Origin of the sequence: Pusillimonas sp. (assembly GCF_029263785.1) — a bacterium.
Taxonomy (GTDB): Bacteria; Pseudomonadota; Gammaproteobacteria; order Burkholderiales; family Burkholderiaceae_B; genus Pusillimonas.
In genome coordinates this window covers 1-21,400 of the sequence record NZ_JAJUFE010000004.1, presented here as the reverse complement: position 1 = coordinate 21,400, position 21,400 = coordinate 1, and the positions used below count along the sequence as shown (strand labels likewise).

At 57.4% G+C, this 21,400-nt stretch carries 18 protein-coding genes and 1 tRNA gene; 12 read left to right on the top strand and 7 right to left on the bottom strand.

Annotated elements, in window-relative coordinates; translation table 11 throughout:
* Window positions 1-33: 33 nt before the first annotated feature.
* From Q1J88_RS01925 to Q1J88_RS01915, 3 genes are all read right to left on the bottom strand, one after another.
* Window positions 34-378 carry an SMR family transporter gene (locus Q1J88_RS01925; protein ID WP_301115715.1) on the bottom strand — a complete coding sequence of 115 codons (345 nt, stop codon included), beginning with the start codon at window positions 376-378 and terminating at the stop codon, window positions 34-36.
* 162 nt (window positions 379-540) lie between these two features.
* Window positions 541-1,239 carry a DUF502 domain-containing protein gene (locus tag Q1J88_RS01920; RefSeq protein WP_301115714.1) on the bottom strand — a complete coding sequence of 233 codons (699 nt, stop codon included), beginning with the start codon at window positions 1,237-1,239 and terminating at the stop codon, window positions 541-543.
* Between the two features lie 26 nt (window positions 1,240-1,265).
* Window positions 1,266-1,787, bottom strand: coding sequence for a cytochrome b (locus tag Q1J88_RS01915; protein WP_301115713.1), 522 nt, complete (start codon window positions 1,785-1,787; stop codon window positions 1,266-1,268).
* A 342-nt stretch (window positions 1,788-2,129) separates the two neighbouring features.
* On the opposite strand from Q1J88_RS01915, the gene Q1J88_RS01910 reads away from it, so the two are divergent.
* Window positions 2,130-2,426, top strand: a complete 297-nt coding sequence (locus Q1J88_RS01910; RefSeq protein ID WP_301115712.1) for an acylphosphatase — start codon at window positions 2,130-2,132, stop codon at window positions 2,424-2,426.
* Window positions 2,427-2,785: 359 nt separating this feature from the next.
* On the opposite strand, the gene Q1J88_RS01905 is transcribed toward Q1J88_RS01910, so the two are convergent.
* Together Q1J88_RS01905 and trxB are read right to left on the bottom strand one after the other, a co-directional pair.
* Window positions 2,786-3,544 (bottom strand): Smr/MutS family protein, encoded by a 759-nt coding sequence (locus Q1J88_RS01905; RefSeq protein WP_301115711.1) that lies wholly within the window; start codon window positions 3,542-3,544, stop codon window positions 2,786-2,788.
* Window positions 3,531-4,490: a thioredoxin-disulfide reductase gene (gene trxB / locus Q1J88_RS01900; RefSeq protein ID WP_301115710.1), complete on the bottom strand. Its 960-nt coding sequence runs from the start codon at window positions 4,488-4,490 to the stop codon at window positions 3,531-3,533. The genes Q1J88_RS01905 and trxB overlap by 14 nt, the downstream gene beginning before the upstream one ends.
* Before the next feature lie 45 nt (window positions 4,491-4,535).
* Between trxB and Q1J88_RS01895 the strand changes: the two genes are divergently transcribed.
* The 4 genes from Q1J88_RS01895 to serS are packed head-to-tail and all read left to right on the top strand — an operon-like array spanning window position 4,536 to window position 10,291.
* On the top strand, window positions 4,536-6,893 hold the full coding sequence (locus Q1J88_RS01895) for a DNA translocase FtsK (RefSeq protein WP_301115709.1): 2,358 nt from the start codon (window positions 4,536-4,538) through the stop codon (window positions 6,891-6,893).
* Window positions 6,883-7,575, top strand: coding sequence for an outer membrane lipoprotein chaperone LolA (lolA, locus tag Q1J88_RS01890; RefSeq protein ID WP_301115708.1), 693 nt, complete (start codon window positions 6,883-6,885; stop codon window positions 7,573-7,575). Before Q1J88_RS01895 ends, lolA begins: the two co-directional genes overlap by 11 nt.
* Before the next feature lie 5 nt (window positions 7,576-7,580).
* The gene (locus Q1J88_RS01885) at window positions 7,581-8,888 is read left to right on the top strand and encodes a replication-associated recombination protein A (protein ID WP_301115707.1); all 1,308 of its coding nucleotides are present in this window, start codon (window positions 7,581-7,583) and stop codon (window positions 8,886-8,888) included.
* Between the two features lie 59 nt (window positions 8,889-8,947).
* Entirely contained in the window at window positions 8,948-10,291 is a 1,344-nt protein-coding gene (gene serS / locus Q1J88_RS01880; protein ID WP_301115706.1) for a serine--tRNA ligase, read from the top strand.
* Here the strand turns inward: serS and Q1J88_RS01875 are convergent.
* Window positions 10,288-10,629 (bottom strand): hypothetical protein, encoded by a 342-nt coding sequence (locus tag Q1J88_RS01875; RefSeq protein WP_301115705.1) that lies wholly within the window; start codon window positions 10,627-10,629, stop codon window positions 10,288-10,290. The genes serS and Q1J88_RS01875 overlap by 4 nt on opposite strands.
* Before the next feature lie 273 nt (window positions 10,630-10,902).
* Here Q1J88_RS01875 and Q1J88_RS01870 point away from each other — a divergent pair, with 273 nt between their 5' ends.
* The 6 genes from Q1J88_RS01870 to Q1J88_RS01845 all read left to right on the top strand — a co-directional run bounded on the left by Q1J88_RS01870 (window position 10,903) and on the right by Q1J88_RS01845 (window position 17,239).
* On the top strand, window positions 10,903-12,429 hold the full coding sequence (locus tag Q1J88_RS01870) for an MDR family MFS transporter (protein ID WP_301115704.1): 1,527 nt from the start codon (window positions 10,903-10,905) through the stop codon (window positions 12,427-12,429).
* A gap of 20 nt (window positions 12,430-12,449) precedes the next feature.
* Window positions 12,450-12,540, top strand: a tRNA-Ser gene (locus tag Q1J88_RS01865).
* 125 nt (window positions 12,541-12,665) lie between these two features.
* Window positions 12,666-14,213: a serine hydrolase gene (locus Q1J88_RS01860; RefSeq protein WP_301115703.1), complete on the top strand. Its 1,548-nt coding sequence runs from the start codon at window positions 12,666-12,668 to the stop codon at window positions 14,211-14,213.
* Between the two features lie 114 nt (window positions 14,214-14,327).
* A complete protein-coding gene (locus tag Q1J88_RS01855; protein WP_301115702.1) occupies window positions 14,328-15,110 on the top strand; it encodes a 3-hydroxybutyrate dehydrogenase in 783 nt (260 codons plus the stop codon).
* Window positions 15,111-15,181: 71 nt separating this feature from the next.
* Complete coding sequence (gene yaaA / locus Q1J88_RS01850; protein ID WP_301115701.1) at window positions 15,182-15,958, top strand: peroxide stress protein YaaA; 777 nt, start codon at window positions 15,182-15,184, stop codon at window positions 15,956-15,958.
* 42 nt (window positions 15,959-16,000) lie between these two features.
* The gene (locus Q1J88_RS01845; protein ID WP_301115700.1) at window positions 16,001-17,239 is read left to right on the top strand and encodes an MFS transporter; all 1,239 of its coding nucleotides are present in this window, start codon (window positions 16,001-16,003) and stop codon (window positions 17,237-17,239) included.
* On the opposite strand, the gene Q1J88_RS01840 is transcribed toward Q1J88_RS01845, so the two are convergent.
* Window positions 17,207-19,462 carry an FUSC family membrane protein gene (locus Q1J88_RS01840; RefSeq protein WP_301115699.1) on the bottom strand — a complete coding sequence of 752 codons (2,256 nt, stop codon included), beginning with the start codon at window positions 19,460-19,462 and terminating at the stop codon, window positions 17,207-17,209. The two genes, Q1J88_RS01845 and Q1J88_RS01840, sit on opposite strands and share 33 nt — an antisense overlap.
* A 499-nt stretch (window positions 19,463-19,961) precedes the next feature.
* Between Q1J88_RS01840 and ilvB the strand changes: the two genes are divergently transcribed.
* Window positions 19,962-21,400, top strand: a 1,439-nt coding sequence (ilvB, locus tag Q1J88_RS01835; RefSeq protein WP_301115698.1) for a biosynthetic-type acetolactate synthase large subunit, incomplete at its 3' end; no start/stop codon positions are given.

Here is a 21,400-nt window from a genome sequence, read left to right as displayed (position 1 = left end):
CGAAGCCCTTTACTTTCCTGCACGATTCATGGGTTAGTGGCTGATCGACTTCGAGAAGCCATTGACGATGATGACTCCCAGAACGATGAGTCCCAGGCCGATTATTGCCGCAAGGTCCAGCTTCTGATCAAACATCACATATCCGATGATGGAAATCAGCAGTATTCCAAGTCCGCTCCAGATAGCGTAGGCCAGTCCTACCGGCATGGATTTGAGGACGATGGACAGGAAGTAAAAGGCGCTTAAATAGCAAACAGCCATGGTCAGGGTCGGAACCAGACGTGTGAACTGCTCGGATTTCTGAAGCATGGTTGTCCCGATCACTTCCAGGACGATGGCAATGCCCAAGGCGCCGTAAGTCATGACGTAAGGTTTCATAAGAGTCCGGGTTTACGAGTTCGGGTTTACGGTAATGGACGAATTATGCCCGTCCTGTCTTCCTGGCTCCAGTAGAAGCGCCGGAAGTGGCCGGCGTCTCGCCCGGCGAAATCCATGGTGGTGCCAATCAGGGTGGCGGGCTGCCGCGTTTGAAAGTGAGAGTCATGGGCGGACCGTAGGTTCTGTTCCGGGTGGAACGTCGTTTTCGGTTGGAACGTCGTTTTCAGGGTGAGCGTCTTTCGGAGGCATAGGTGTACCTGGTTCAGACTTTGAGACGTTGGAACGAGCCATCCACGCGATCAATGACGACCTCATGGCTTCTTCGACGGACATTTCAATAGGTTGCACCCAATCGGCGGGTACGAATACGGTGTAGCCCCCGATCATATATCCCATGGGCAAATAAACTGCGACCCGGTCGCCCTTGGTAAAACCCTCGGGAAGGTCGTCAACGCCGTGCCGCGTGACAAGGCCAACGAGCTCCAATGGTTGTCCGGGCAAGCGCAACAGTACCACTTGCTGCCCGCCCTGTGAGCCGCCGCCCGGAGAAAAATAGTCCGCAAAGCTTTTGACGGAAGAGTAAATGCTCTTGACGACCGGGATATTGTTGAATGGCAGCTCGAACAGGGACACCATTCCCCGCACGCGCCGCAAAGATAGCGAGTAGCCGACTCCGATAATGAAAACGACCGCTACGGCCAGACCCATTCCGGGGATATAAATGTCGCCAATGATAGGACCCAGTACCGCAAATGCCAGCCTTTCGCTCCAGGACAGGAATACGAACAGCAAATAAAGCGTCAGCGCCACCGGCAAGATGGCGATGAGGCCGCGTATGAAGTATTTGGAGAGGTTTTTCATGGGTGGGAGGCAGGTGACGCAGACGTTTACAGCATGCGTTGCAGTATCCCATCTTTTTTGATCAACGCGTGATACAAAGCGATGCAGATATGGCCAAGTATCAACACCAGCAAGATCCAGGCAATGGGCGAGTGTAGGCTGCCAAGCCCGGCCATCCAGGGGATTTCTTCACCTTTAGCGACCAGACGCACACCGAAAGGTGCCAGGCCGTACCCTTTGCCGATCATGGTCAGGATTCCGGTTAGCGGCATGAGAATCATGCCTGCATAGAGCAAGCCATGTCCCAGACGCACCAGGACCACAGTTGCAGGGTCCTGCTCGGGGCGATTGCCCCATTGTTTTATCGCCCATAGAACTCGCAATATGATCAGCACTGCCAGCACTGAGCCTATGGAGACGTGCCAGGGAACCAGGGTCTCGCCCACCCAATGTTCACCGTCGTCGATCCGATCAAAAATCTTCAATAGTTGCCAGGCCAGCAAAATGGCCATGAGCCAGTGAAAAATCCGTGAAATCGACCCGTATCGTTGTTTGCTATCGTTGGTCATCCAAGGCTCCACGTGAAGTTACATAAGAATCAGTAGTAAGGAATGAGTAGTAAGGAATGAGTAGTAAGGAATCCGCTGGAGGAATCCGTAAGTACGGAATGCAGATGGGGCAATCCTACCGACCCTGGAATCTTGAGGCAATCCCTGGCAGGCAAAAAAAACGGGCCTTGCGGCCCGTTAAAGGTACTACCAGAGCATATGAAAGAGCTTGCCTGGCCGTCGCTTGTCGACCAGGCACTTTCACTATAGCGGCACGAATTGCCCGGTTTCTTGCGTTTGGTCAATAAAAGCGGCATTTGTACCTATAGGCAGGCCAAGCATGAATTTCGGTAAACTTCCGGTATGAAATATTTAGGGCCAAACCACAATACAGAAACCCTCGAAGTACGTGTTACCGGCCGCGTTCAGGGGGTGGGATTTCGTGCGGCCACTGTCCGGCAGGCACATTCTCTGGGTGTCACCGGGTGGGTGCGCAATGCCCCTGACGGGTCGGTCGAGGTGCTTGTGCAGGGCGAGCCCGAACAAGTCGACCATATGTTGTCGTGGCTGCACAAGGGGCCCCCGGCGGCAAAGGTAACCGGGGTCACCTACACCCAGAGCGATACTCAGCGATACTTCGACAACTTTCAGCAGATATGACCCGATCGCCCGAGTGTTTCACACTGGTCCAGGTTGCTGCGATCTGTGCTGATATGAGCCTTCACGCGCAAATTCGAGTCGATTTGAGGCGTTTTCGCCCAATATAGGTGCATTCCCTAGGTGTGCAATGTAAGAGAATGGTGCAGAATGCTGTTCATGCAGGTGAGGAGACAAAGCCCTGCATGGGCACGCCGGGTAAATCGGCACACAATAATGCACTTAAGCGGTACCCAAAAAAAATAGAAACTCAACAAGGCCGGCGAGCAATCGCCGGCCTTGTTGTTTGTGAATTCCTTGTTGTTTGTGGGTCTGTTTTGTTTGTGTCTGCTCGCGGCGGTTTAATCGATCGCCGCAGCGTCTTATTCTGGTTTTCCCAGGCCGGCGCCCGCAATCACCCGCAGCAGCACCAGCACGGCGCCGCTCCCGCCATCGCGCTCCTCGCACTCGACAAATGCCATCACGCCTTCAAGCTGACTCAGCCAGCGCCGGACAGTTTCTTTAAGCACCGGTGAATTGCCTTTTGAGCCATGCCCTTTGCCGTGTACGACACGTACGCAGCGCAGTTGATGTAGAAGGCACGATGATAAAAAGCCATCCAGTCGGCTCCTGGCCCGCTCAAGGGTAGCCCCATGCAGATCAAGTGTCGCCTCGACACGCCATTTTCCTTGTCTGAGCTTCTTGAGAAGATCGGGTCCGCATCCGGATTGCAGAAAGTGCGTACCGTCCGGAGCCAGCAGGGCGGGTGCAAAGGAGTCTGACACGCTCAAGGGCGTCATGACATCCACGCCCGAAGCAGTCTGCCGCTTTTGCTTGAGCACAGACGGGGGCGCGACAGGCACTGGGGGCAGCAGGGCCCTGTTGGTAGGAGCAAGCCGCTGCACATTAGCTACGGCCTTGCGAAACAGGTCAATGTCGGCGGCGGCAATTCCGGTGGTCTCTTCGGAAGTACCGGAGGGCGGTGCCGCATCGGGCAGCTCGCCGCCGGTTCCGGTTCGCCGGTTTCCCGCGGATGCTTGCCGTTTGCGCTTGGTCAAGGGTTTTGAAAGCTCGGGGGTGGCTTCAGCCTGCTGACGCAGCCGCCTCAGGTCGGCCAGCCCCGGCTTCTTAGTGGTCTGCATTCTCCAGCCAGCGCTGGGCGTCCAGCGCCGCCATGCATCCGGTGCCGGCGCTGGTAATCGCCTGGCGATAGACATGGTCCTGGACGTCGCCGGCGGCAAACACGCCAGGCACGGAGGTCATGGTGGCCAGGCCCTGCAGCCCGCTACGTGTGATGATGTAGCCGTCCTTCATGTCGAGCTGGCCTTCGAAAATATCGGTATTGGGCTTGTGGCCGATAGCGATAAAGACGCCGGTAACTGCCATGTCAAGCTTTTCGCCGGTCTGGTTGTTGCGCAGTCGGACTCCGGTGACACCCGAAGCGTCGCCAAGAACTTCTTCGAGCTCGTGGAACAACTTGAGCTTCATGTTGCCGTTGGCAACCTTGTCCATGAGCTTGTCGACCAGTATGGGTTCGGCGCGAAATTTATCGCGACGATGTACCAACGTGACGGTAGAGCAAATGTTGGACAGGTAAAGGGCTTCTTCGACGGCGGTGTTGCCACCCCCTACGACCACAACATCTTGTTTTTTATAGAAAAAGCCATCGCAGGTGGCGCAGGCCGAAACCCCCCGCCCCATGTACTCTTGTTCGGAAGGCAGGCCCAGATACTGGGCGGACGCCCCCGTTGCGATAATGAGTGCGTCGCAGGTGTAAACCATACCGGTATCGCCATTGAGCGTGAAGGGGCGTTTCGACAGGTCGACACTGACGATCTGGTCATTGATCAGTTCGGTACCAAAGCGCTCGGCGTGGGCCTGGAAGCGCTGCATCAGTTCGGGACCCAAAACGCCCTGGGCGTCGGCCGGCCAGTTGTCCACGTCTGTGGTGGTCATCAACTGACCGCCTTGCTCGATACCAGTAATCAGCGCGGGTTCGAGGTTGGCGCGCGCCGCGTAAACGGCAGCGGTGTAGCCGGCAGGCCCCGAGCCCAGAATGAGTACTTTGGCGTGTTTGGGTGTGGTCATCTGAGAAAATCCGTAAAAAGACATCCAGCCAATTATAATGAGTCCATGGCTAGAATACCTGCTGCTCCTTCCCGTGCCTCGCGTAACGTGCGTAACGGTCCTTCGCCGCTGCAAACTCGTCTGTCGGGGTTGGCGCGCGAAGCTCGCTGGATACTCTTCGCCGCACTCGCTGCCTGGTTGGGGCTGGTGCTGGCGACCTGGTCGCCCGCCGACCCTGCATGGTCCCATTCGGTCCAGGCCACTTCCATTGCGAATGGTGGGGGCGTGTTCGGGGCCTACGTGTCCGACCTCCTGTTATTTTTGTTTGGCTACTCCGCCTGGCTTTGGGTCGTATTGCTGGCCCACCGGGTTTTTGTAGGCTTTTATCGCCTTACCAATGCCATGTTGCCCGAACCCCGAGCCGAGGTATTGCCGCGTGTCCGGTGGGAGGTCGCCCTGGGGTTCGCGCTGCTGCTGATCGGTACGATGGGGCTCGAGGCCCTGCAGAAAGCACATCTGGGCGCCCATCTGCCGGGCGGTGCCGGCGGAGAGCTTGGCAAGCTTCTGGCCGGGGGCATGTCAACCGTTTTTGGCTCCACCGGATGCGCTTTGCTCTTGCTGGTATTCATGGCTGTGGGTGCCAGTCTGTTTTTCGGGTTCTCGTGGCTGCATGTGGCCGAGCGCATTGGTGGCGCTATCGAAAAGACGCTGCGCCGGCTACTCGAACTGAAGGCGGCTCGAGAAGACCGCAAGGTGGGTGTAGCAAAAAAGGCCGAACGAGAAGAAAGCGTGGTGGCCAAGCAAGAACAGCTCGTACACGAACAGCCCGTTCGCATCGAGCCTGCCATTGTCTCGGTTCCCAAATCGGTTCGGGTCGAAAAAGAAAAGCAAAAGACTCTTTTCAATGCGCCGCTTCCTGCCGGCGGTGGGGGCGACCTGCCGGCCATCAGTCTGCTCGACCCGGTAACCGAGCATGTCGAAACCGTTTCGCCCGAAACCATCGAGTTCACCTCTCGCCTTATCGAAAAGAAGCTGTCCGACTTTGGTGTCAAGGTAGTGGTGGTCTCCGCTCAGGCTGGGCCGGTCATTACGCGGTACGAAATCGAGCCTGCCACCGGGGTCAAGGGCAGCCAGATCGTCAACCTGGCCAAGGATCTGGCGCGCGCGCTTAGCCTGGTCAGTATTCGTGTGGTGGAAACCATCCCGGGCAAGAACCTGATGGGCCTGGAGCTTCCCAACCCGCGACGCCAGATGGTCAAGTTGTCAGAAATTGTCGGGTCGCAAACCTACTATGCGGCACCGTCCCTGCTGACCATGGCACTGGGCAAAGATATTGCGGGCAATCCGGTGGTGGCCGATCTGGCAAAGATGCCGCATCTGCTGGTAGCCGGTACAACCGGTTCCGGAAAGTCTGTTGGCATCAATGCCATGATTCTTTCCCTGCTGTACAAAGCCGACGCAACTCAGGTCCGACTCATTCTTATCGACCCCAAGATGCTCGAAATGAGCATTTACGAAGGCATACCTCACTTGCTGGCACCCGTTGTCACCGACATGCGTCATGCTGCCAACGCCCTGAACTGGTGCGTTGCCGAAATGGAAAAGCGGTATCGGCTCATGAGCAAGCTGGGGGTGCGGAACCTGGCAGGCTACAACACCAAGGTTCGCGACGCCATCAAGCGCGAAGAGCCCATCCCCAACCCGTTCTCGCTCACGCCCGATGCGCCTGAGCCCCTCGACACCTTGCCCAACATTGTGGTGGTAATCGACGAGCTCGCCGATTTGATGATGGTGGTGGGCAAGAAAATCGAGGAACTCATCGCGCGGTTGGCGCAGAAGGCCCGAGCCGCCGGCATTCACCTTATTCTGGCCACGCAGCGCCCCAGCGTTGACGTGATCACCGGGCTGATCAAGGCCAATATTCCGACCCGTATTGCCTTTCAGGTGTCCTCACGGGTCGACTCGCGCACAATTCTTGATCAGATGGGTGCTGAAACCCTGTTGGGTCAGGGTGACATGCTTTATATGCCGCCGGGCACCGGTTTGCCTACGCGCGTGCATGGTGCGTTTGTGCATGACGATGAAGTTCATAGGGTGGTCGAATACCTGAAGGAGCAGGGCGAGCCAAACTATGTCGAAGGTCTGCTCGAAGGTGCTGTCGAGGGTGAAACCGGAGACGGCGTCAGTAGTGTCACCGGATTTGCCGATGCAGAGGCCGACCCGCTATACGATCAGGCCGTCGAAATAATTCTCAAGAACCGCCGTGCGTCCATCTCGTCGGTACAGCGGCACCTGCGCATTGGCTATAACCGCGCCGCCCGTTTGCTCGAACAAATGGAGCAGGCCGGACTGGTCTCGGCCATGCAGGCCAATGGCAATCGCGATATTCTTGTGCCCGCAGGAGACACATCCAATGCTGATTAAGCGGATTTTCAATAGCGCTTGCATAGCTCCGGAAGCTGGCGTGCCACTAAAGGCGGCTTCGCGCTTCCTGGGGAGGGTGCTTATGATGGTGGCTGCACTCGCATTCGTTCCGGCTGTTGCTGCAGACGGGCCTGCACAGCTGCGCAGCTTTGTCTCAAACGTAACGTCGGCAACGGGTGATTTCACGCAACAAACTACTGGCGGACAAGCCCAGAGCCGCCCCGAGCAGACCGGCCGTTTTTCCTTCCAGCGCCCCGGCAAATTTCGGTGGCATGTACTTAAGCCCTACGAACAGTTGATTGTCTCGAACGGCGATAATGTCTTGCAGTATGACCCCGACCTGGCGCAGGTGACCGAGCGTTCGGTAGACCAATCTATTGGTGCCTCGCCCGCGGCCATATTGTTTGGCTCAGGCTCGCTTGAGGACACCTTCGACGTCAAGGCGTTGCCTCAAGACGATGGTCTGGAATGGTTGCGGGCGACTCCTCGCGGGTCTGATGCAGGTTTTGCTCATGTGGACATCGGTTTTCGCAACGAACTACCCGCGCGCCTGTTATTGCTGGATGCCTTCGGTCAGACGACGCGCATCGAACTTTCCAATATTCAGGCGAATCCTCAGCTTCAGGCTTCGGAGTTTGAGTTTACGGCTCCCGACGACGTGGACGTCGTGAGGATGCAGTAGCCGGCATGGCCGATCTCTTTTCTCACAAGCCGGCAGCACCTCTGGCTGAAACCTTGCGTCCGCAAACACTGGACGAAGTCGTCGGTCAACGGCATCTTTTGGGGCCTGGCAAACCCTTGAGGCTTGCGTTTCAGTCCGGCAAGCCTCATTCGATGATCTTATGGGGCCCGCCGGGGGTCGGAAAAACCACTTTGGCTCGACTGACTGCCAAGGCGTTCGACTGTGAATTCATCGCCTTGTCGGCCGTTTTTTCCGGGGTGAAGGATATCCGCGCGGCCATGGAGCAGGCGCAGCAGAACCTTTCGCTGGGCAAGCAAACGATATTGTTCGTTGACGAGATACACCGATTCAACAAGTCGCAACAGGACGCGTTGTTGCCATATGCTGAGTCAGGGCTGGTGACCTTTATCGGCGCCACGACCGAAAACCCATCGTTCGAGGTCAACTCGGCCTTGCTCTCTCGTGCTCAGGTGTACGTGCTGCAACCGCTTGGCGACGACGAGCTGCGCGAGCTTTTTGAGTCGGCAGCCAAGACCGCGCTCGAGGGGCTGACATTTGACGATGCGGCTGTCGATACCTTGATCGGCTACGCTGACGGAGACGCCAGACGCTTTCTGAACCTGTTGGAACAGTCGGGAACCGCCGCCCGCGCAGATGGCGTCAGTCATATCGATGCAGCCTTCCTCGAAAATGCGCTCACGTTGAACGCGCGTCGTTTCGACAAGGGCGGTGACAGCTTTTACGACCAGATTTCGGCGTTGCATAAGTCGGTTCGCGGTTCCGATCCCGATGCTTCCTTATATTGGCTCTGCCGAATGCTGGACGCAGGGGCTGACCCACGCTATTTGTCCCGTCGCATTATTCGCATGGCGTGGGAAGACATCGGGCTGGCTGACCCTCGTGCATTGCAAATTGCCAACGATGCGGCCCAGACCTACGAACGACTTGGATCGCCCGAAGGCGAGCTGGCTTTGGCACAGGCTGTGATTTATTTGGCGGTAGCGGCCAAGAGCAATGCCGGCTACATGGCGTACAACCAGGCTCGGGCCTTTATCAGAAAAGATAAAAGCCGGGATGTACCCGTGCACTTGCGAAACGCGCCGACCAAACTGATGAAAGAGTTGGGCCATGGGCGCGAATACCGTTACGCTCATGACGAGCCCCATGGTTATGCGGCCGGCGAGAATTATTTTCCCGACGGGATACGTTCGCCGGGCTGGTATCGTCCGGTCGCGCGAGGGTTGGAATCCAAGATCGCCGACAAGCTGGCCTTTCTCAGAAGCCTTGATGACGAAGCCGGCGGCAAGAACTGACCCCATTCCTAAGGGTAAAATCACACCCTGTTTACCTGTTTTCTTCTTTCCTGGACAACATGCTAGATCCGAATCAGCTTCGTAAAGACCTTCCCTCTGTGGTGAGCGCACTCAAGCGTCGTGGCCTCACTTTTGACGTAGAGCGCTTTAACGCACTCGAGGCGCGTCGCAAGGCAGTACAGGTCGAAACCGAGACGCTGCAGGCGCGTCGCAATGCGGTGTCCAAGCTGATCGGGCAACTCAAATCCAAAGGCGAGGACGCCACGGAAGCAATGGCCGAATCGCAGGCGATTCCTGCTCGCCTGAAGGAACTCGAGGCGGATCTGGCCCAGATCCAGGGCGAGCTCAGCGCCTGGCTGGCCACTGTTCCGAACCTTCCGCACGAGAGTGTTCCGGCAGGCGAATCCGAGGCCGACAACGTAGAGGTGAGGCGCTGGTTGCCGGGTGAAGCCGCCAGTGACGGCAATCCTGCGCCGCTGGGATTCGAACCCAAAGACCATGTAAGCCTGGGTGAACCGCTGGGTCTGGACTTCGATTCGGCTCGCAAGCTTTCCGGCGCACGCTTCATGATGTTGCGTGGGCCAATTGCCCGCCTGCATCGAGCCTTGGCTCAGTTCATGATCGATCTGCAGACCACCGAGCATGGCTACGAAGAATGCTATACGCCGTACATCGTCAATGGCTCGACCCTTTTCGGTACCGGTCAGCTACCCAAATTCAAGGACGACATGTTCTGGGTGACCAAGGGTGGAGACGACGAAGAGCACAAGGACGAGCAGGGCAATGTCATCGAGCGCGAAGATCTGTACCTGATCTCCACGTCGGAAATTACCCTGACAGGCTCGGTGCAGAATTCGATCATTCCAGCGACCGACCTGCCCATTCGACTGACCGCACATACGCCCTGTTTTCGTTCGGAAGCGGGCAGTGGCGGCCGCGATGTACGCGGGGTGATCCGCCAACATCAGTTCGACAAGGTCGAACTCGTGCAAATCGTGCACCCCGATGATTCCTACCGGGCTCATGAAGAGATGGTCCAGCATGCCGAAGCGGTATTGCAGCGACTGGGCTTGCCTTATCGGGTTGTCTTGCTGTGCGGGGGCGACATGGGATTTGGGGCTGCCAAAACATACGACCTTGAAGTCTGGTTGCCGGCACAAAATACCTGGCGCGAGATATCGTCCGTGTCCAATTGCGAAGCCTTTCAGGCGCGACGCATGCAGGCGCGATTCCGTCCCGAGAAGGGCAAGCCCGAGTATTTGCACACCCTGAATGGTTCTGGGCTCGCCGTGGGCCGGGCTCTGGTGGCCGTGCTTGAAAACTACCAGCAAGAAGACGGCAGTGTCATCGTCCCGGAAGTATTGCGGCCGTATATGGGTGGAATCGAGCGCCTGGCTGCTTAGGCCTTGCCTTGCGGGTGTCTGAAGTGATGCGCCAGCTTGTGTCGGCGCATTTGCTGCGACTTCCACCGCTCGCGCAGGTTAGCCGCCTCGACAAGCAGCAGCAGCCAGATCAACAGCGACAACGCTGTCGCCATGACTCCGTTGAGGCTGCCGTAGCCCGTTTCGGGAGATGCGCGTATGTGCAACAAATCGGCGATAGGGGGAATGGAACCAAGAAGCTCGAGAAGCAGGTTGCCAGGCAATAGATAAAGCCATTCGAAGATCTGCCAAGCTTCGACAAGGCTGACCGTGCCGTCGCGATTCGCGTCCAGCACAAGGTTGAATGATTCGATCCACATGACAACCTCCGTTGGTGAGGCGTTCGGCCAGTAGCCGGACCACGTGGGAACAATAGGCGTTCCCCCAAATTGAAGCCCTGTGTCGCAAATGCTTTTCATTAGTCACTATATGCCTATCCGCAGGGGCTATCAAGGCGCGGGCCGTGGTGTTTGCCGCTTGCCCGCAAGTTGGAAGCCTGACTGTCTGGCAAGCGCGGCATGTGTTAATTTCATGTCCACGACGACAACCACGCAGCAACTCATTTCCCGACCTGCGGGAAATACCCCCACCATATGACTGCACAGCCACCCTCAAGCTCACTTGATGCCGCTCCGGATGCCCCGGTTATTGCGCGCAGGGGCTGGATCTTGGCGGCACTGATGTTGACTATGGCCCTGGCCGCCATGGACATCACAATCGTCGCTACCGCAGTGCCTCAAATCGTGGGCGACCTGGGTGGATTCGAACACTTCAGCTGGCTGTTTTCGATTTATCTGCTCGGGCAGACAGTAACCATACCTATCTACGGAAAGCTGGCCGACCTTTATGGCCGAAAGCCTGTCCTGATTGGCGGTACATCCTTGTTCCTGCTGGGATCCGCTGCGTGTGCCCTGGCCTGGGAAATGGTGCCGCTGATTGTTTTTCGCGGTATTCAGGGTCTGGGCGCGGGGTCCATCATGGCGTGCGTCAATACCCTTGCAGGGGATCTCTACTCCATACGGGAAAGGGGCAGGGTACAAGGTTGGCTCTCCAGCGTGTGGGGCGTGGCAGCCATACTTGGTCCGACCCTGGGTGGTGCTTTTGCCGAGTATGCAACCTGGCGGTGGGTGTTCCTGATCAACTTGCCGATCGGACTGGCTGCGATGGTCCTGATTGTGAAGTTTCTGCATGAGAAGCCGCCCAAACAGCGTCACGACATCGATTACGCCGGCGCTGTCCTCATGATGCTGGCCGGTTCGGCCGGTGTCTTTGGTCTGTTGCAAGGAGGAAATGCGTGGCCGTGGCTGTCCGGCCCAAGTCTGCTGACATTTGGCCTGGCTGTGGTCCTCATCATCGCGACAATAGTTCGGGAGCGGCTTGCAACAGAGCCCATCATGCCCGGTTGGGTGTGGCGCCATCGCGTCATGCTCGGCTCCAATCTGGCGATGCTTGGAATGGGCATGGTCATGATGGCCCCGGGGGCGTATTTGCCGGTATACGCACAAGCGGCATTGGGGCTTGGACCCATCGCCGCAGGTCTTGTTCTGGCCAGCATGTGCGTGGGATGGGTTACGTCGTCGTCCTGTTCAGATCGGCTGTATCTTCGCATCGGCTTTCGGGACACTGCATTGATAGGTGCCGGGCTGATGGTAGCGGCGATCGCCGGTTTTACATCATTTCCCGAGCGTCCTTCTTACTGGCTGATTGTGCTGGATCAGATTGTCTTGGGCGCGGGCTTCGGGCTGATCTCTACCCCACTGCTGGTTGGACTTCAATCCATTGTTCCCTGGGCGAAGCGCGGTGTCGCGACGAGCACGAATATGTGGTCGCGCTATTTGGGACAGAGCCTTGGAGCAGCGTTGGCCGGTGCGCTGTTCAATTCGGTGATGGTGAGCCGGCTGACTGCCGCGCCGCCGGAGGTCAGTGACGCGGTGCCCGACGTCAGCACCGTGGTTGGTGCATTGCAGTCGGACATCCTCGACGCATCAGGCGCAGATTATTTGCGATCAGCCTTCGATGCGGCAACACAGAATGTGTACCTGGGGATGATTGTGGCGGCTGTCCTTGCGTTTGTTCTGGTGCTTATTGTTCCGCGCCGCCCGTCTTCTATGCTAGAATAGCTGGCTTGACCGCAATACCAGGAGAGGTGGCAGAGTGGTCGAATGTACCTGACTCGAAATCAGGCGTACGGTAACCCCGTACCGTGGGTTCGAATCCCACCCTCTCCGCCAAATTTCTTTTCAAGATTCTTTTTGAAAAGGCAAGAGCCCGCAAGTTCGCCTTACGCGTTTGCGGGTTTTTTTGCGCGTACCGATTATGATGTGGGCTGTCAGGAACCGCCGAAACAGGAATGCATATGCTTTCAGGTATTCGTATGGGCTTGCTCGCATCATCATTGAGTGCGCTGGCATCATTTTGCGGCGTGGCCGCTTACGCCAGTACAACCATATCTGCTGATCGCGTTGCGCAGGCCGTAGGCCGGCTTGACGAAGTCGCCACCGACATATTCGCCCGCTCGGGCATACCCGGAATGGCAGTCGCTGTCGTTCATCAAGGCCGCACAGTTTATGCGAAAGGGTTTGGGGTACGAAAGATCGGTGAAAACGAGCCGGTGGATCCCCACACTGTCTTCCAGATAGCTTCATTGTCAAAGCCGGTGGGAGCCACCGTGGTGGCCACTCAGATCAGCAAGGGAGTCGTAAGCTGGGATACGCCCGTAACCAGGCATCTTCCCTGGTTCGCATTGAGCGACCCTCAGGCTACGGCCCAGGTGACCATTGGCGATCTTTATTCTCACCAGTCGGGCTTGCCGGATCACGCGGGTGATGATCTGGAGGATCTCGGGTACGGGCGCCGGCAAATTCTGGAGCGGCTGCGCCATTTGCCTCTCGAGCCATTGCGATCGCAGTACGCCTATACTAATTTTGGCCTCACGGCCGCTGCGTTGGCGGTTTCCTCAGCGGCGGGTACTGAATGGGAGAAATTGTCTGAAGAAGTGTTGTATCTGCCCTTGGGTATGACAGCAACGAGCTCCCGTCATTCCGATTTTCTTGCCCGAACCAACCGTGCGACACCACACATTCGAGGTGGAGCCGGCTTCGTGCCTGGCCCACAACGGCAGCCCGATGCGCAGACCCCAGCCGGCGGGGTCAGCTCAAACGTACTGGATATCGCCAAGTGGATGAATATGGTGCTTGACCAGGGCGTGGTTAATGGACAGCGCCTTATTGACCGCGATGCCCTGACGCCGGCGTTGAGTCCACAAGTGATGACGGCGCCACCATCCGAAAACAACAGGCACGGGGGGCATTATGGATACGGCTTCAACGTTTCCACGACGCCTGCCGGAAACAGGCTGCTGGGACATTCGGGTGCGTTTTTCATGGGGGCAGCCACGAGCTTCAGCCTGCTTCCTGCGGCCGATACTGGAATCGTCGTTCTCACCAATGCCCTGCCGGTTGGTGCGGCCGAGGCGCTGTGCCTGACTTATGTCGACCTGGTGCAGCATGGGCGTGTGGATCGAGATTGGCTGGACTTTCTTGGCCCCGTGTTTGACGCCATGTTGGCGCCGGTCGGAAAATTCGCCGGACAGCCTTTTCTGGTGGGTCCCGATGCTGCACTGCCGCTCGCGGAATACACAGGAACATTCGCCAATGATTACCTCGGTGCAGTAGATGTCATTCAGCGTAGCCGGCAACTAGTGCTGTCGATGCCGCCGCACAAGCGCGAGTTTCCGCTGACGCATTGGAATGGAAACATCTTTGTGTTTGAACCCGAGGGCGAAATGGCAACGCCTGGCTCGCGGTCTTCCGTGACATTTGTCGCCGGGCAGGATGGATCCATTCAAAGTCTGGAAATCGAGTTTTACGAAAAAGACGGCGTGGGGCGGCTGGTCAGGCAGTGAACCCTTGCTTGTGGCGGCTACCAGGCGCAGCGCTTGTGCGTTTACACTACGGCATCGCCTTTTGGCTTCTGGCTGGGCGACAGCGAATTGAATGACGCAACCAAGGAATAAGGCATGCTCGACGGCAAACGCGCGGTTATAACGGGGTCGACCAGTGGAATTGGATTGGGCATCGCCCGGGAACTGGCTTCGAACGGTGCTGATGTGGTGATAAACGGGTTCGGCGATCCGTCGGCAATCGAGAAAGAGCGTGTCAATATCGAGCTTGAGTTCGCCGTCAAGGCGCACTACATTAATGCCGACCTTAGCCAGCCTGAAGCCACGCGAACGTTTATCGAAACTGCGGTCTCTGTGCTGGGGGGAATCGATATCCTGGTCAATAACGCCGGCGTGCAGCATACGGACCTGATCGAAGATTTTCCCATAGAGCGTTGGGACGCCATCATTGCCCTGAATCTGTCTGCCGTGTTTCATGGAACTGCAGCAGCACTTCCCCATATGAAGAAACAGGGTTGGGGGCGCATTATCAATATAGCCTCGGCACACGGCCTCGTGGCCTCTCCGGCGAAATCAGCCTACGTGGCCGCCAAGCACGGGGTCGTGGGGCTGACCAGGGTGGCTGCGCTGGAAACGGCTGGTACTGGCGTGACCGTCAATGCCATTTGCCCAGGCTGGGTCCGCACTCCACTGGTCGAAAAACAAATCGAGGTCATCGCGCGTGAACGGCAGATCGATCTGGACGAAGCGGCCCGTCAGCTGCTCGCCGAAAAGCAACCTTCACTGCAATTTGTGACTCCCCGCCAGATAGGCGGCATGGCAGTGTTTTTGGCCTCGGAAGCGGCAGAGCAGATTACCGGTGCTTCGATGCCGATAGATGGGGGCTGGACGGCTCGATAGGCTCTCAGCCAGAACCCCCGGGGCGGTGGCCACGGTAAATTTTTGACTTTCTATTCAAGGTAAACGAAACCATGTTGTTGTTGCTGTCTCCCGCTAAAAAGCTCGACTACGACTCCCCGGTTCGCACTACGCTGCATACCCAGCCGCTTTTTATCAAGCAGGCAGCCGGGCTGATCGACGTACTGAAGAAGAAATCCGCAACCGAGATTGCCTCCCTGATGAAGCTCAGTGACGCACTGGCCGAGCTGAATGTGGATCGCTATTCGGCCTGGAAACCGAAGTTCACCCAGACAAACTCGCGTCAGGCAGTACTTGCGTTCAACGGCGATGTGTACGAAGGTCTCGACGCGCCTTCTCTTTCAGACTCGAAACTCGAGTGGGCGCAAGAGCACATGGCCATTCTCAGCGGCTTGTATGGGGTGTTGCGACCTCTGGATCTCATGCAGCCGTACCGCCTGGAAATGGGAACACGACTGGTCACTGACCGTGGCAAGACGCTATACGATTACTGGGGAACGCAGATCGCAGATTATCTCAACACGCGACTTGAAGCGCAGAAGAAGCCCTGGATACTGAATCTGGCTTCTGAAGAGTATTTCAAGGCAGTTGACCTAAAAGTCTTGAAGGCCAAGGTTGTTCAATGCGTGTTCCAGGATTACAAGAACGGTCAGTTCAAGATCATCAGCTTTCATGCCAAGCGTGCCCGAGGCCTGATGGCACGCTTTGTCATTGATCACAAGATCACAAGCGTAAAGGGATTGGAAAAGTTCGATTCCGAAGGGTATGTTTTTACGCCAGACGAATCCGATGAATCGCGTTTGGTGTTCCGTCGCCGGCTGGCTGCGTAAACCGGGAAAGCGGGCAAACGCCCGCTTTCTATTCTGGCATTCATGAACGCAGCATCGCGGGTCTTTTCTTTCTTCGCACTCGGTTATTTGGCGTCCTACGTGTTTCGTGGGCTCAACATCGGGTTTGCACCATTTCTGATTCGGGAACTGGAGCTGTCAGCAGCCGATCTGGGCATGTTGACCAGTCTGTATTTCCTGGGTTTTGCGTTGGTGCAGATTCCGGCCGGCGCCGCCCTGGACACCTGGGGCCCAAGACGTGTCAATGCAATATTGATGCTCGCCTCGGCAGCGGGCTCCGTTGTTTACGCCTGCGCAGACGGCCTGCCCGGCTTGATGCTGGGTCGTTTTCTTATCGGTGCCGGCGTCGGGGTCAGCATGGGCGCAGGCTTGCAGGCCTTGGCCCAGCATGTTCCAGCGCATCGCGTACCCCTCCTGAATGGCGCTTTCATTGCCATTGGCGGGCTGGGAGGCGCACTGGTGGGAACGCCGCTGGCTTTGCTTCTGGATGTGTTTACATGGCGAATCATCAGCCTGGTAATGGCGCTGATCATCACCCTGGTCGCCGCGCTTATCCTGTTCGGAGCCGTTGACGCACCGGCCACGGAAGAACGGCGAAACCGACCCACCGTGGGTGATCAGTTTCGGGGTACTTGGAAACTTCTGAGCAGCGCTCCATTCTGGAAACTCACTCTGTTTCCGTCGGTCAGCGCCGGTATGTTCTACGCTGTGCAATCGCTCTGGATGAAGCCTTATCTGCTGGATGTCAGCCAGGCGAGCGAGGTACTTACGGATGGTCTGGTGTCCACGGTGGGAATGGCGGCGGTGGCCGGCAGTCTGCTTTCAGGCATGCTGGTGCGACGGGTCGAGCGACTTGGCATGAGCCTGACCGTATATTGCGGTCTGTGCATCACCATGTTTGTGGTGTTCCAGGTAATCATAGTGTTTGATTTTCCGCTTCCGAAATCATTGGTCTGGTCGTGCTTCGGAGTATTCGGCGCCTGCTGCGTGCTGGTCTTTGCGATTTTTGTATCGCGATACCCGCCGGCCGTATGGGGCAGGGTCAATACCACGTTCAACATGCAGGTTTTCATGTCGACATTTGCGGTGCAGGTGGCAATTGGATGGATTGTCGAGCGCTGGGAGCCGCTCGCCCCGGGCGTGTATCCCGCACAGGCGCACCTGACGGCATGGACATGCCTGCTGGTGCTGCAGATTGCATCGGCGGCCTGGTACTTCTGGCCTGGCCGGTCAGGTTCCCGTACGCAGGCCCAGGTTGCTTGATGACGTATCCGTATTGGTTCCCGCGGGCTGCGGCGGTTCCAGAGCGAGCATCTCTTGCCGTATCAGCTGGGCCGCATTCATCATCTGGCGCAAGGGGTAGGCCAGTGTAGCCAGCTCGCCCTCTGTCTCAAGCGAAGTGGGCAACTCGGCATTTTTGTCTTGCAACAGGGCGTCCACGGCGTCAAGCGCCTGTCGGATTCCCGGAGGAACTGTTGGCAGTGCAGCGAGCAAGGGCACGGCAGCACCTATCTGTGAGGTCAGTACATGGTTTTGATTCAACAGATTGTTTAGCTCCGGGACGTTCTTTTGCCGCTTGGCAGGTTCGGCTGCCATTCGGTAGAACGCGGCGGCGTAATTGCTGAATGCAATATAGACGGCCTTGCGCGCCAATCTGAATGCCATGTCGGCTTCCAGCAATTCTGAGTCTTGTCCTGTGCGCTCACGCGGATTGCGCCGCAGGGAACGAACCAGGTCAGCGTAGTGAATGCCCGCCTGGAAGTAGCGGTAATTGGCGGTACGCAATGCCTTGGCCAATGAACCCATGTAGCTGTGTTCCCACCAGGGCAGCAGATAGCTGCATAGCAGGGCGATGATGCAGCCGATCACGGTATCGATCAGGCGCTCTCCGATCACTACGGTCGAGCTGGGTTCCAGCAGGTGGAAGGCAAGCAGAACCATGATGGTCTTGAATATGGCGGTGCCCATGAAGCTGACCTGTACAAAGCTGTAGCCCAGCACGCAGCTGACGACCAATATCGCCAACAGCAGGTCGGAACGGTTTGTCAGCGTAAAGATGCCAAAAGCGGCGACACAGCCGATAAAGGTTCCCGCCAGACGCATGCCGTTTCGTTGTCTGGTAAGCGCGAAGCCCGGCTTCATGATGACAATGACCGTGAGTATGACCCAATAGCCATGAAGCTCGAGCGCAGGGAAGAGGTGTTGGCGGGCCAGCCCGAAATTCAGAAGATTCACCGTGACCAGGGTCACTATGATGGCGATGGCAACGCGCAGGGCATATCGAAAATGCGGAGAATCCAGGCGCAGGTTGGATGTGATCATGCCGAACCGTAGCTCTGTTCGGGAAACAAACCGTCCCAGTGCCTGATCCAGACGCTGGTCGACCAGCTCGGTACTCGCGTCATCCTGAGTGTGGGTGGCCATCCGCTCAACGATGCGAGACCCGTTTCGCAGTCGTCGAAGCACTTGTACCAGCAAGGCATACACCTCTGGATTTGCCTTGGCAAAGCCGCTTTCACGGTATTGTTCAAGTTCGTATTCGATAGCGCGCAACTCGGCCTTGGCGCTGTGCCTGCCCACCACACGTTGATTCCGCGCCGTGCATAGGGCAATCTGCTCGATGTTGTCCGACAGCTTGACGAGCGTATCTCGCGCGAAGACCAGTACGTCGCTGTCCGGGATCTCGCGATGTAACGTAGCATAATCCGTCTGGGTGGCAATCAGGGTGTCCAGGAGTGCCACCATGTCGATGAAAAGGTTCAACGCCTTCATGCGGTGGCGGTCGCCGCGTTGTCCGCCTCGTGGCAGCTCACGCAGGACAGTGTTTCGCGCTGCCTGCTGCTTGTCGATCATTTCGGACTGAGCGCGGATCAATTGCCGGTAGCTGGTGTCCAGATCAACGTGGGAATCATAAAATCGCGACCGGGCTTTGACGTAATCCGCCGTTGCAAACAGGGCGACTGACAGGGCCTGTTGTTCTTCGCGCAGCCACAGCACCCGGCGCACTACCGAGCTGTACAGAAAATAGAACAGGCCGCCCGCAAGCGAATACAACACGTGCAACAGCAATTGCTCGCCACTGACAGGCGAGCGCAGTGTCAGTGTCATGATCAGCAGGCAGGCAAAGGCCATGAGCCCGCCTTGCTGGCCATACACCGTGAGCATCGAAAACGCGAAACCAAGAACAGGAATCGTGAGCCATTTGGCGATGGGTTCCGTCGATACCAGTCCGGTCACAGCGACGGTGAACGTGCCCAGCAGTACGGCCCCCAGCATGGTGTTGACGGTGTATCGACGCGGGCTGCCGGGCTGGTCAATGACTGCGACGCAGGCCGCACCGATGGCCGCGATCATGCCAATGTCGTAGGTTTTCCATATGCCGCCTATAAGAAGGGCCGGCATCAGGACCCCTATAGCTTGCCGAAGTCCGCCGAAGAAATAATGGCTGTGGAAGAAACGCTGCAGTTGCGAGACGCGGGGGCCCATGGGCTAAGAAGGCATGAAGAAGGTCAATGCCTGCTATCTTACCCTTTCACAAAGGAATTATTTGTGTGTGTTCACGGTAAATTTTGCGCTTGAGGAGGGTCGATGCGATGGCGTCGGTTGGGCGCGACAATTTCATTGTGAAGCCACACTTCGGATTGCCATGTCTTGTGCAATGCAGTAAAGTTGTGTATTGGCCGGGCGCAATATCCTCAACCCGGCCATTGGGCACTATCGTTCGGGCCATCCGCCCGTTTTTTGCGCCTGTATCACTTAGCCAAGGGCCGCGCCACAAGCGTGAGTTGCCATGGCATCCGTTTCTACCTCTTGCGTTCACCAGAGCGCTCGTGCGGCGTTTCGTCGAGTGGGCATCGGTGCGGCACGGTATCCGGGTGGAGTGGTTCCGTGAACCATAAAGCCTCGGAGCATCATGTCGTGGCCGGCGCAGCTCAGGCTTTTTAGCCAGTCGAGGCGTCCGTACCGGTTACGAAAGGACTACAACATGGAAATCAATGGCGCGGACATCGTCGTACGATGCCTGGCCGAACAGGGCGTAGAGCATGTGTTTGGCTACCCCGGCGGCGCAGTGCTGTACATCTATGATGCCATCTACCAACAAGATTCATTCAAACATATTCTCGTTCGACACGAGCAGGCGGCCGTGCATGCTGCTGATGCATATTCACGCTCGTCGAACAAAGTCGGCGTTGCGCTGGTTACCAGCGGACCGGGCCTGACCAACGCTGTTACAGGCATTGCCACTGCCTATATGGATTCCATCCCCATGGTGATCCTCAGTGGCCAGGTGCCCACAACCGCTATCGGTTCGGATGCGTTCCAGGAATGCGATACGGTCGGTATTACACGTCCTTGCGTCAAGCATAATTTCCTGGTGCGCGATATCAAGGATCTGGCCGAAACCATGCGTCGTGCGTTCTATATCGCACAAACCGGCCGTCCCGGGCCGGTGCTGGTTGATATCCCCAAAGACATCACCGTCGCCAAGTACAAGTTCACCGCCAAGAAGGGCGAAGTGTCGATGCGCTCGTACACTCCCGTCGTCAAAGGGCATCATGGCCAGATCAAGAAGGCTGTCCAGATGCTGTTGGCGGCCGAGCGCCCCATGATCTACTCGGGCGGCGGGGTGATACTTTCCGACGCCGCCGAAGAGCTGCGTCAGCTGGTCGACCTGGTGGGTGCACCGTGCACAAACACCCTGATGGGTCTGGGCGCGTTCCCTGCCGACGATTCACGCTTTGTGGGCATGCCCGGCATGCACGGCACCTACGAGGCCAATATGGCCATGCAGAACTGCGACGTGCTTGTTGCCGTCGGTGCGCGTTTCGATGACCGAGTCATCGGCAACCCAAAGCATTTCGCGCAGAATCAGCGCAAGATCATCCACATTGATATCGATCCGTCGTCGATCTCCAAGCGCGTGCGCGTCGACGTGCCCATAGTGGGTAACGTCAAGGACGTGCTGCAAGACCTCAATGCCCTGTACATGCAGACTGCGGTCGAGACTGAGCCCAACAAGGCTGCGCTGGCCAAATGGTGGCAGCAGGTTGAGACCTGGCGCGGCAAAAAATGCCTCGACTACGCCGGTTCCGATACCCTGATCAAGCCTCAGTATGTCATCGAGACGCTGTGTGAGGTGACTGGTGGCAACGCCTTTGTAACGTCCGACGTGGGCCAGCACCAGATGTGGGCGGCCCAGTACTACCGATTCAACCAGCCTCGTCGCTGGATCAACTCGGGTGGCCTTGGCACCATGGGCGTGGGACTGCCTTACGCCATGGGCGTGCAGATGGCCAATCCCGACGCCGACGTTGCCGTCGTCACGGGCGAGGGCTCGATTCAGATGAATATCCAGGAGCTGTCAACCTGCAAGCAGTATCATCTGTCGCCCAAGATTCTGTGCCTCAACAATCGATACCTGGG

What these genes read in the sequence shown, in the direction of transcription:
- Q1J88_RS01925 (WP_301115715.1), bottom strand. Translation starts at nt 378, where the DNA reads ATGAAACCTTACGTCATGACTTACGGCGCCTTGGGCATTGCCATCGTC.
- Q1J88_RS01920 (WP_301115714.1), bottom strand. Translation starts at nt 1,239, where the DNA reads ATGAAAAACCTCTCCAAATACTTCATACGCGGCCTCATCGCCATCTTG.
- Q1J88_RS01915 (WP_301115713.1), bottom strand. Translation starts at nt 1,787, where the DNA reads ATGACCAACGATAGCAAACAACGATACGGGTCGATTTCACGGATTTTT.
- Q1J88_RS01910 (WP_301115712.1), top strand. Translation starts at nt 2,130, where the DNA reads ATGAAATATTTAGGGCCAAACCACAATACAGAAACCCTCGAAGTACGT.
- Q1J88_RS01905 (WP_301115711.1), bottom strand. Translation starts at nt 3,544, where the DNA reads ATGCAGACCACTAAGAAGCCGGGGCTGGCCGACCTGAGGCGGCTGCGT.
- trxB (WP_301115710.1), bottom strand. Translation starts at nt 4,490, where the DNA reads ATGACCACACCCAAACACGCCAAAGTACTCATTCTGGGCTCGGGGCCT.
- Q1J88_RS01895 (WP_301115709.1), top strand. Translation starts at nt 4,536, where the DNA reads ATGGCTAGAATACCTGCTGCTCCTTCCCGTGCCTCGCGTAACGTGCGT.
- lolA (WP_301115708.1), top strand. Translation starts at nt 6,883, where the DNA reads ATGCTGATTAAGCGGATTTTCAATAGCGCTTGCATAGCTCCGGAAGCT.
- Q1J88_RS01885 (WP_301115707.1), top strand. Translation starts at nt 7,581, where the DNA reads ATGGCCGATCTCTTTTCTCACAAGCCGGCAGCACCTCTGGCTGAAACC.
- serS (WP_301115706.1), top strand. Translation starts at nt 8,948, where the DNA reads ATGCTAGATCCGAATCAGCTTCGTAAAGACCTTCCCTCTGTGGTGAGC.
- Q1J88_RS01875 (WP_301115705.1), bottom strand. Translation starts at nt 10,629, where the DNA reads ATGTGGATCGAATCATTCAACCTTGTGCTGGACGCGAATCGCGACGGC.
- Q1J88_RS01870 (WP_301115704.1), top strand. Translation starts at nt 10,903, where the DNA reads ATGACTGCACAGCCACCCTCAAGCTCACTTGATGCCGCTCCGGATGCC.
- Q1J88_RS01860 (WP_301115703.1), top strand. Translation starts at nt 12,666, where the DNA reads ATGCTTTCAGGTATTCGTATGGGCTTGCTCGCATCATCATTGAGTGCG.
- Q1J88_RS01855 (WP_301115702.1), top strand. Translation starts at nt 14,328, where the DNA reads ATGCTCGACGGCAAACGCGCGGTTATAACGGGGTCGACCAGTGGAATT.
- yaaA (WP_301115701.1), top strand. Translation starts at nt 15,182, where the DNA reads ATGTTGTTGTTGCTGTCTCCCGCTAAAAAGCTCGACTACGACTCCCCG.
- Q1J88_RS01845 (WP_301115700.1), top strand. Translation starts at nt 16,001, where the DNA reads ATGAACGCAGCATCGCGGGTCTTTTCTTTCTTCGCACTCGGTTATTTG.
- Q1J88_RS01840 (WP_301115699.1), bottom strand. Translation starts at nt 19,462, where the DNA reads ATGGGCCCCCGCGTCTCGCAACTGCAGCGTTTCTTCCACAGCCATTAT.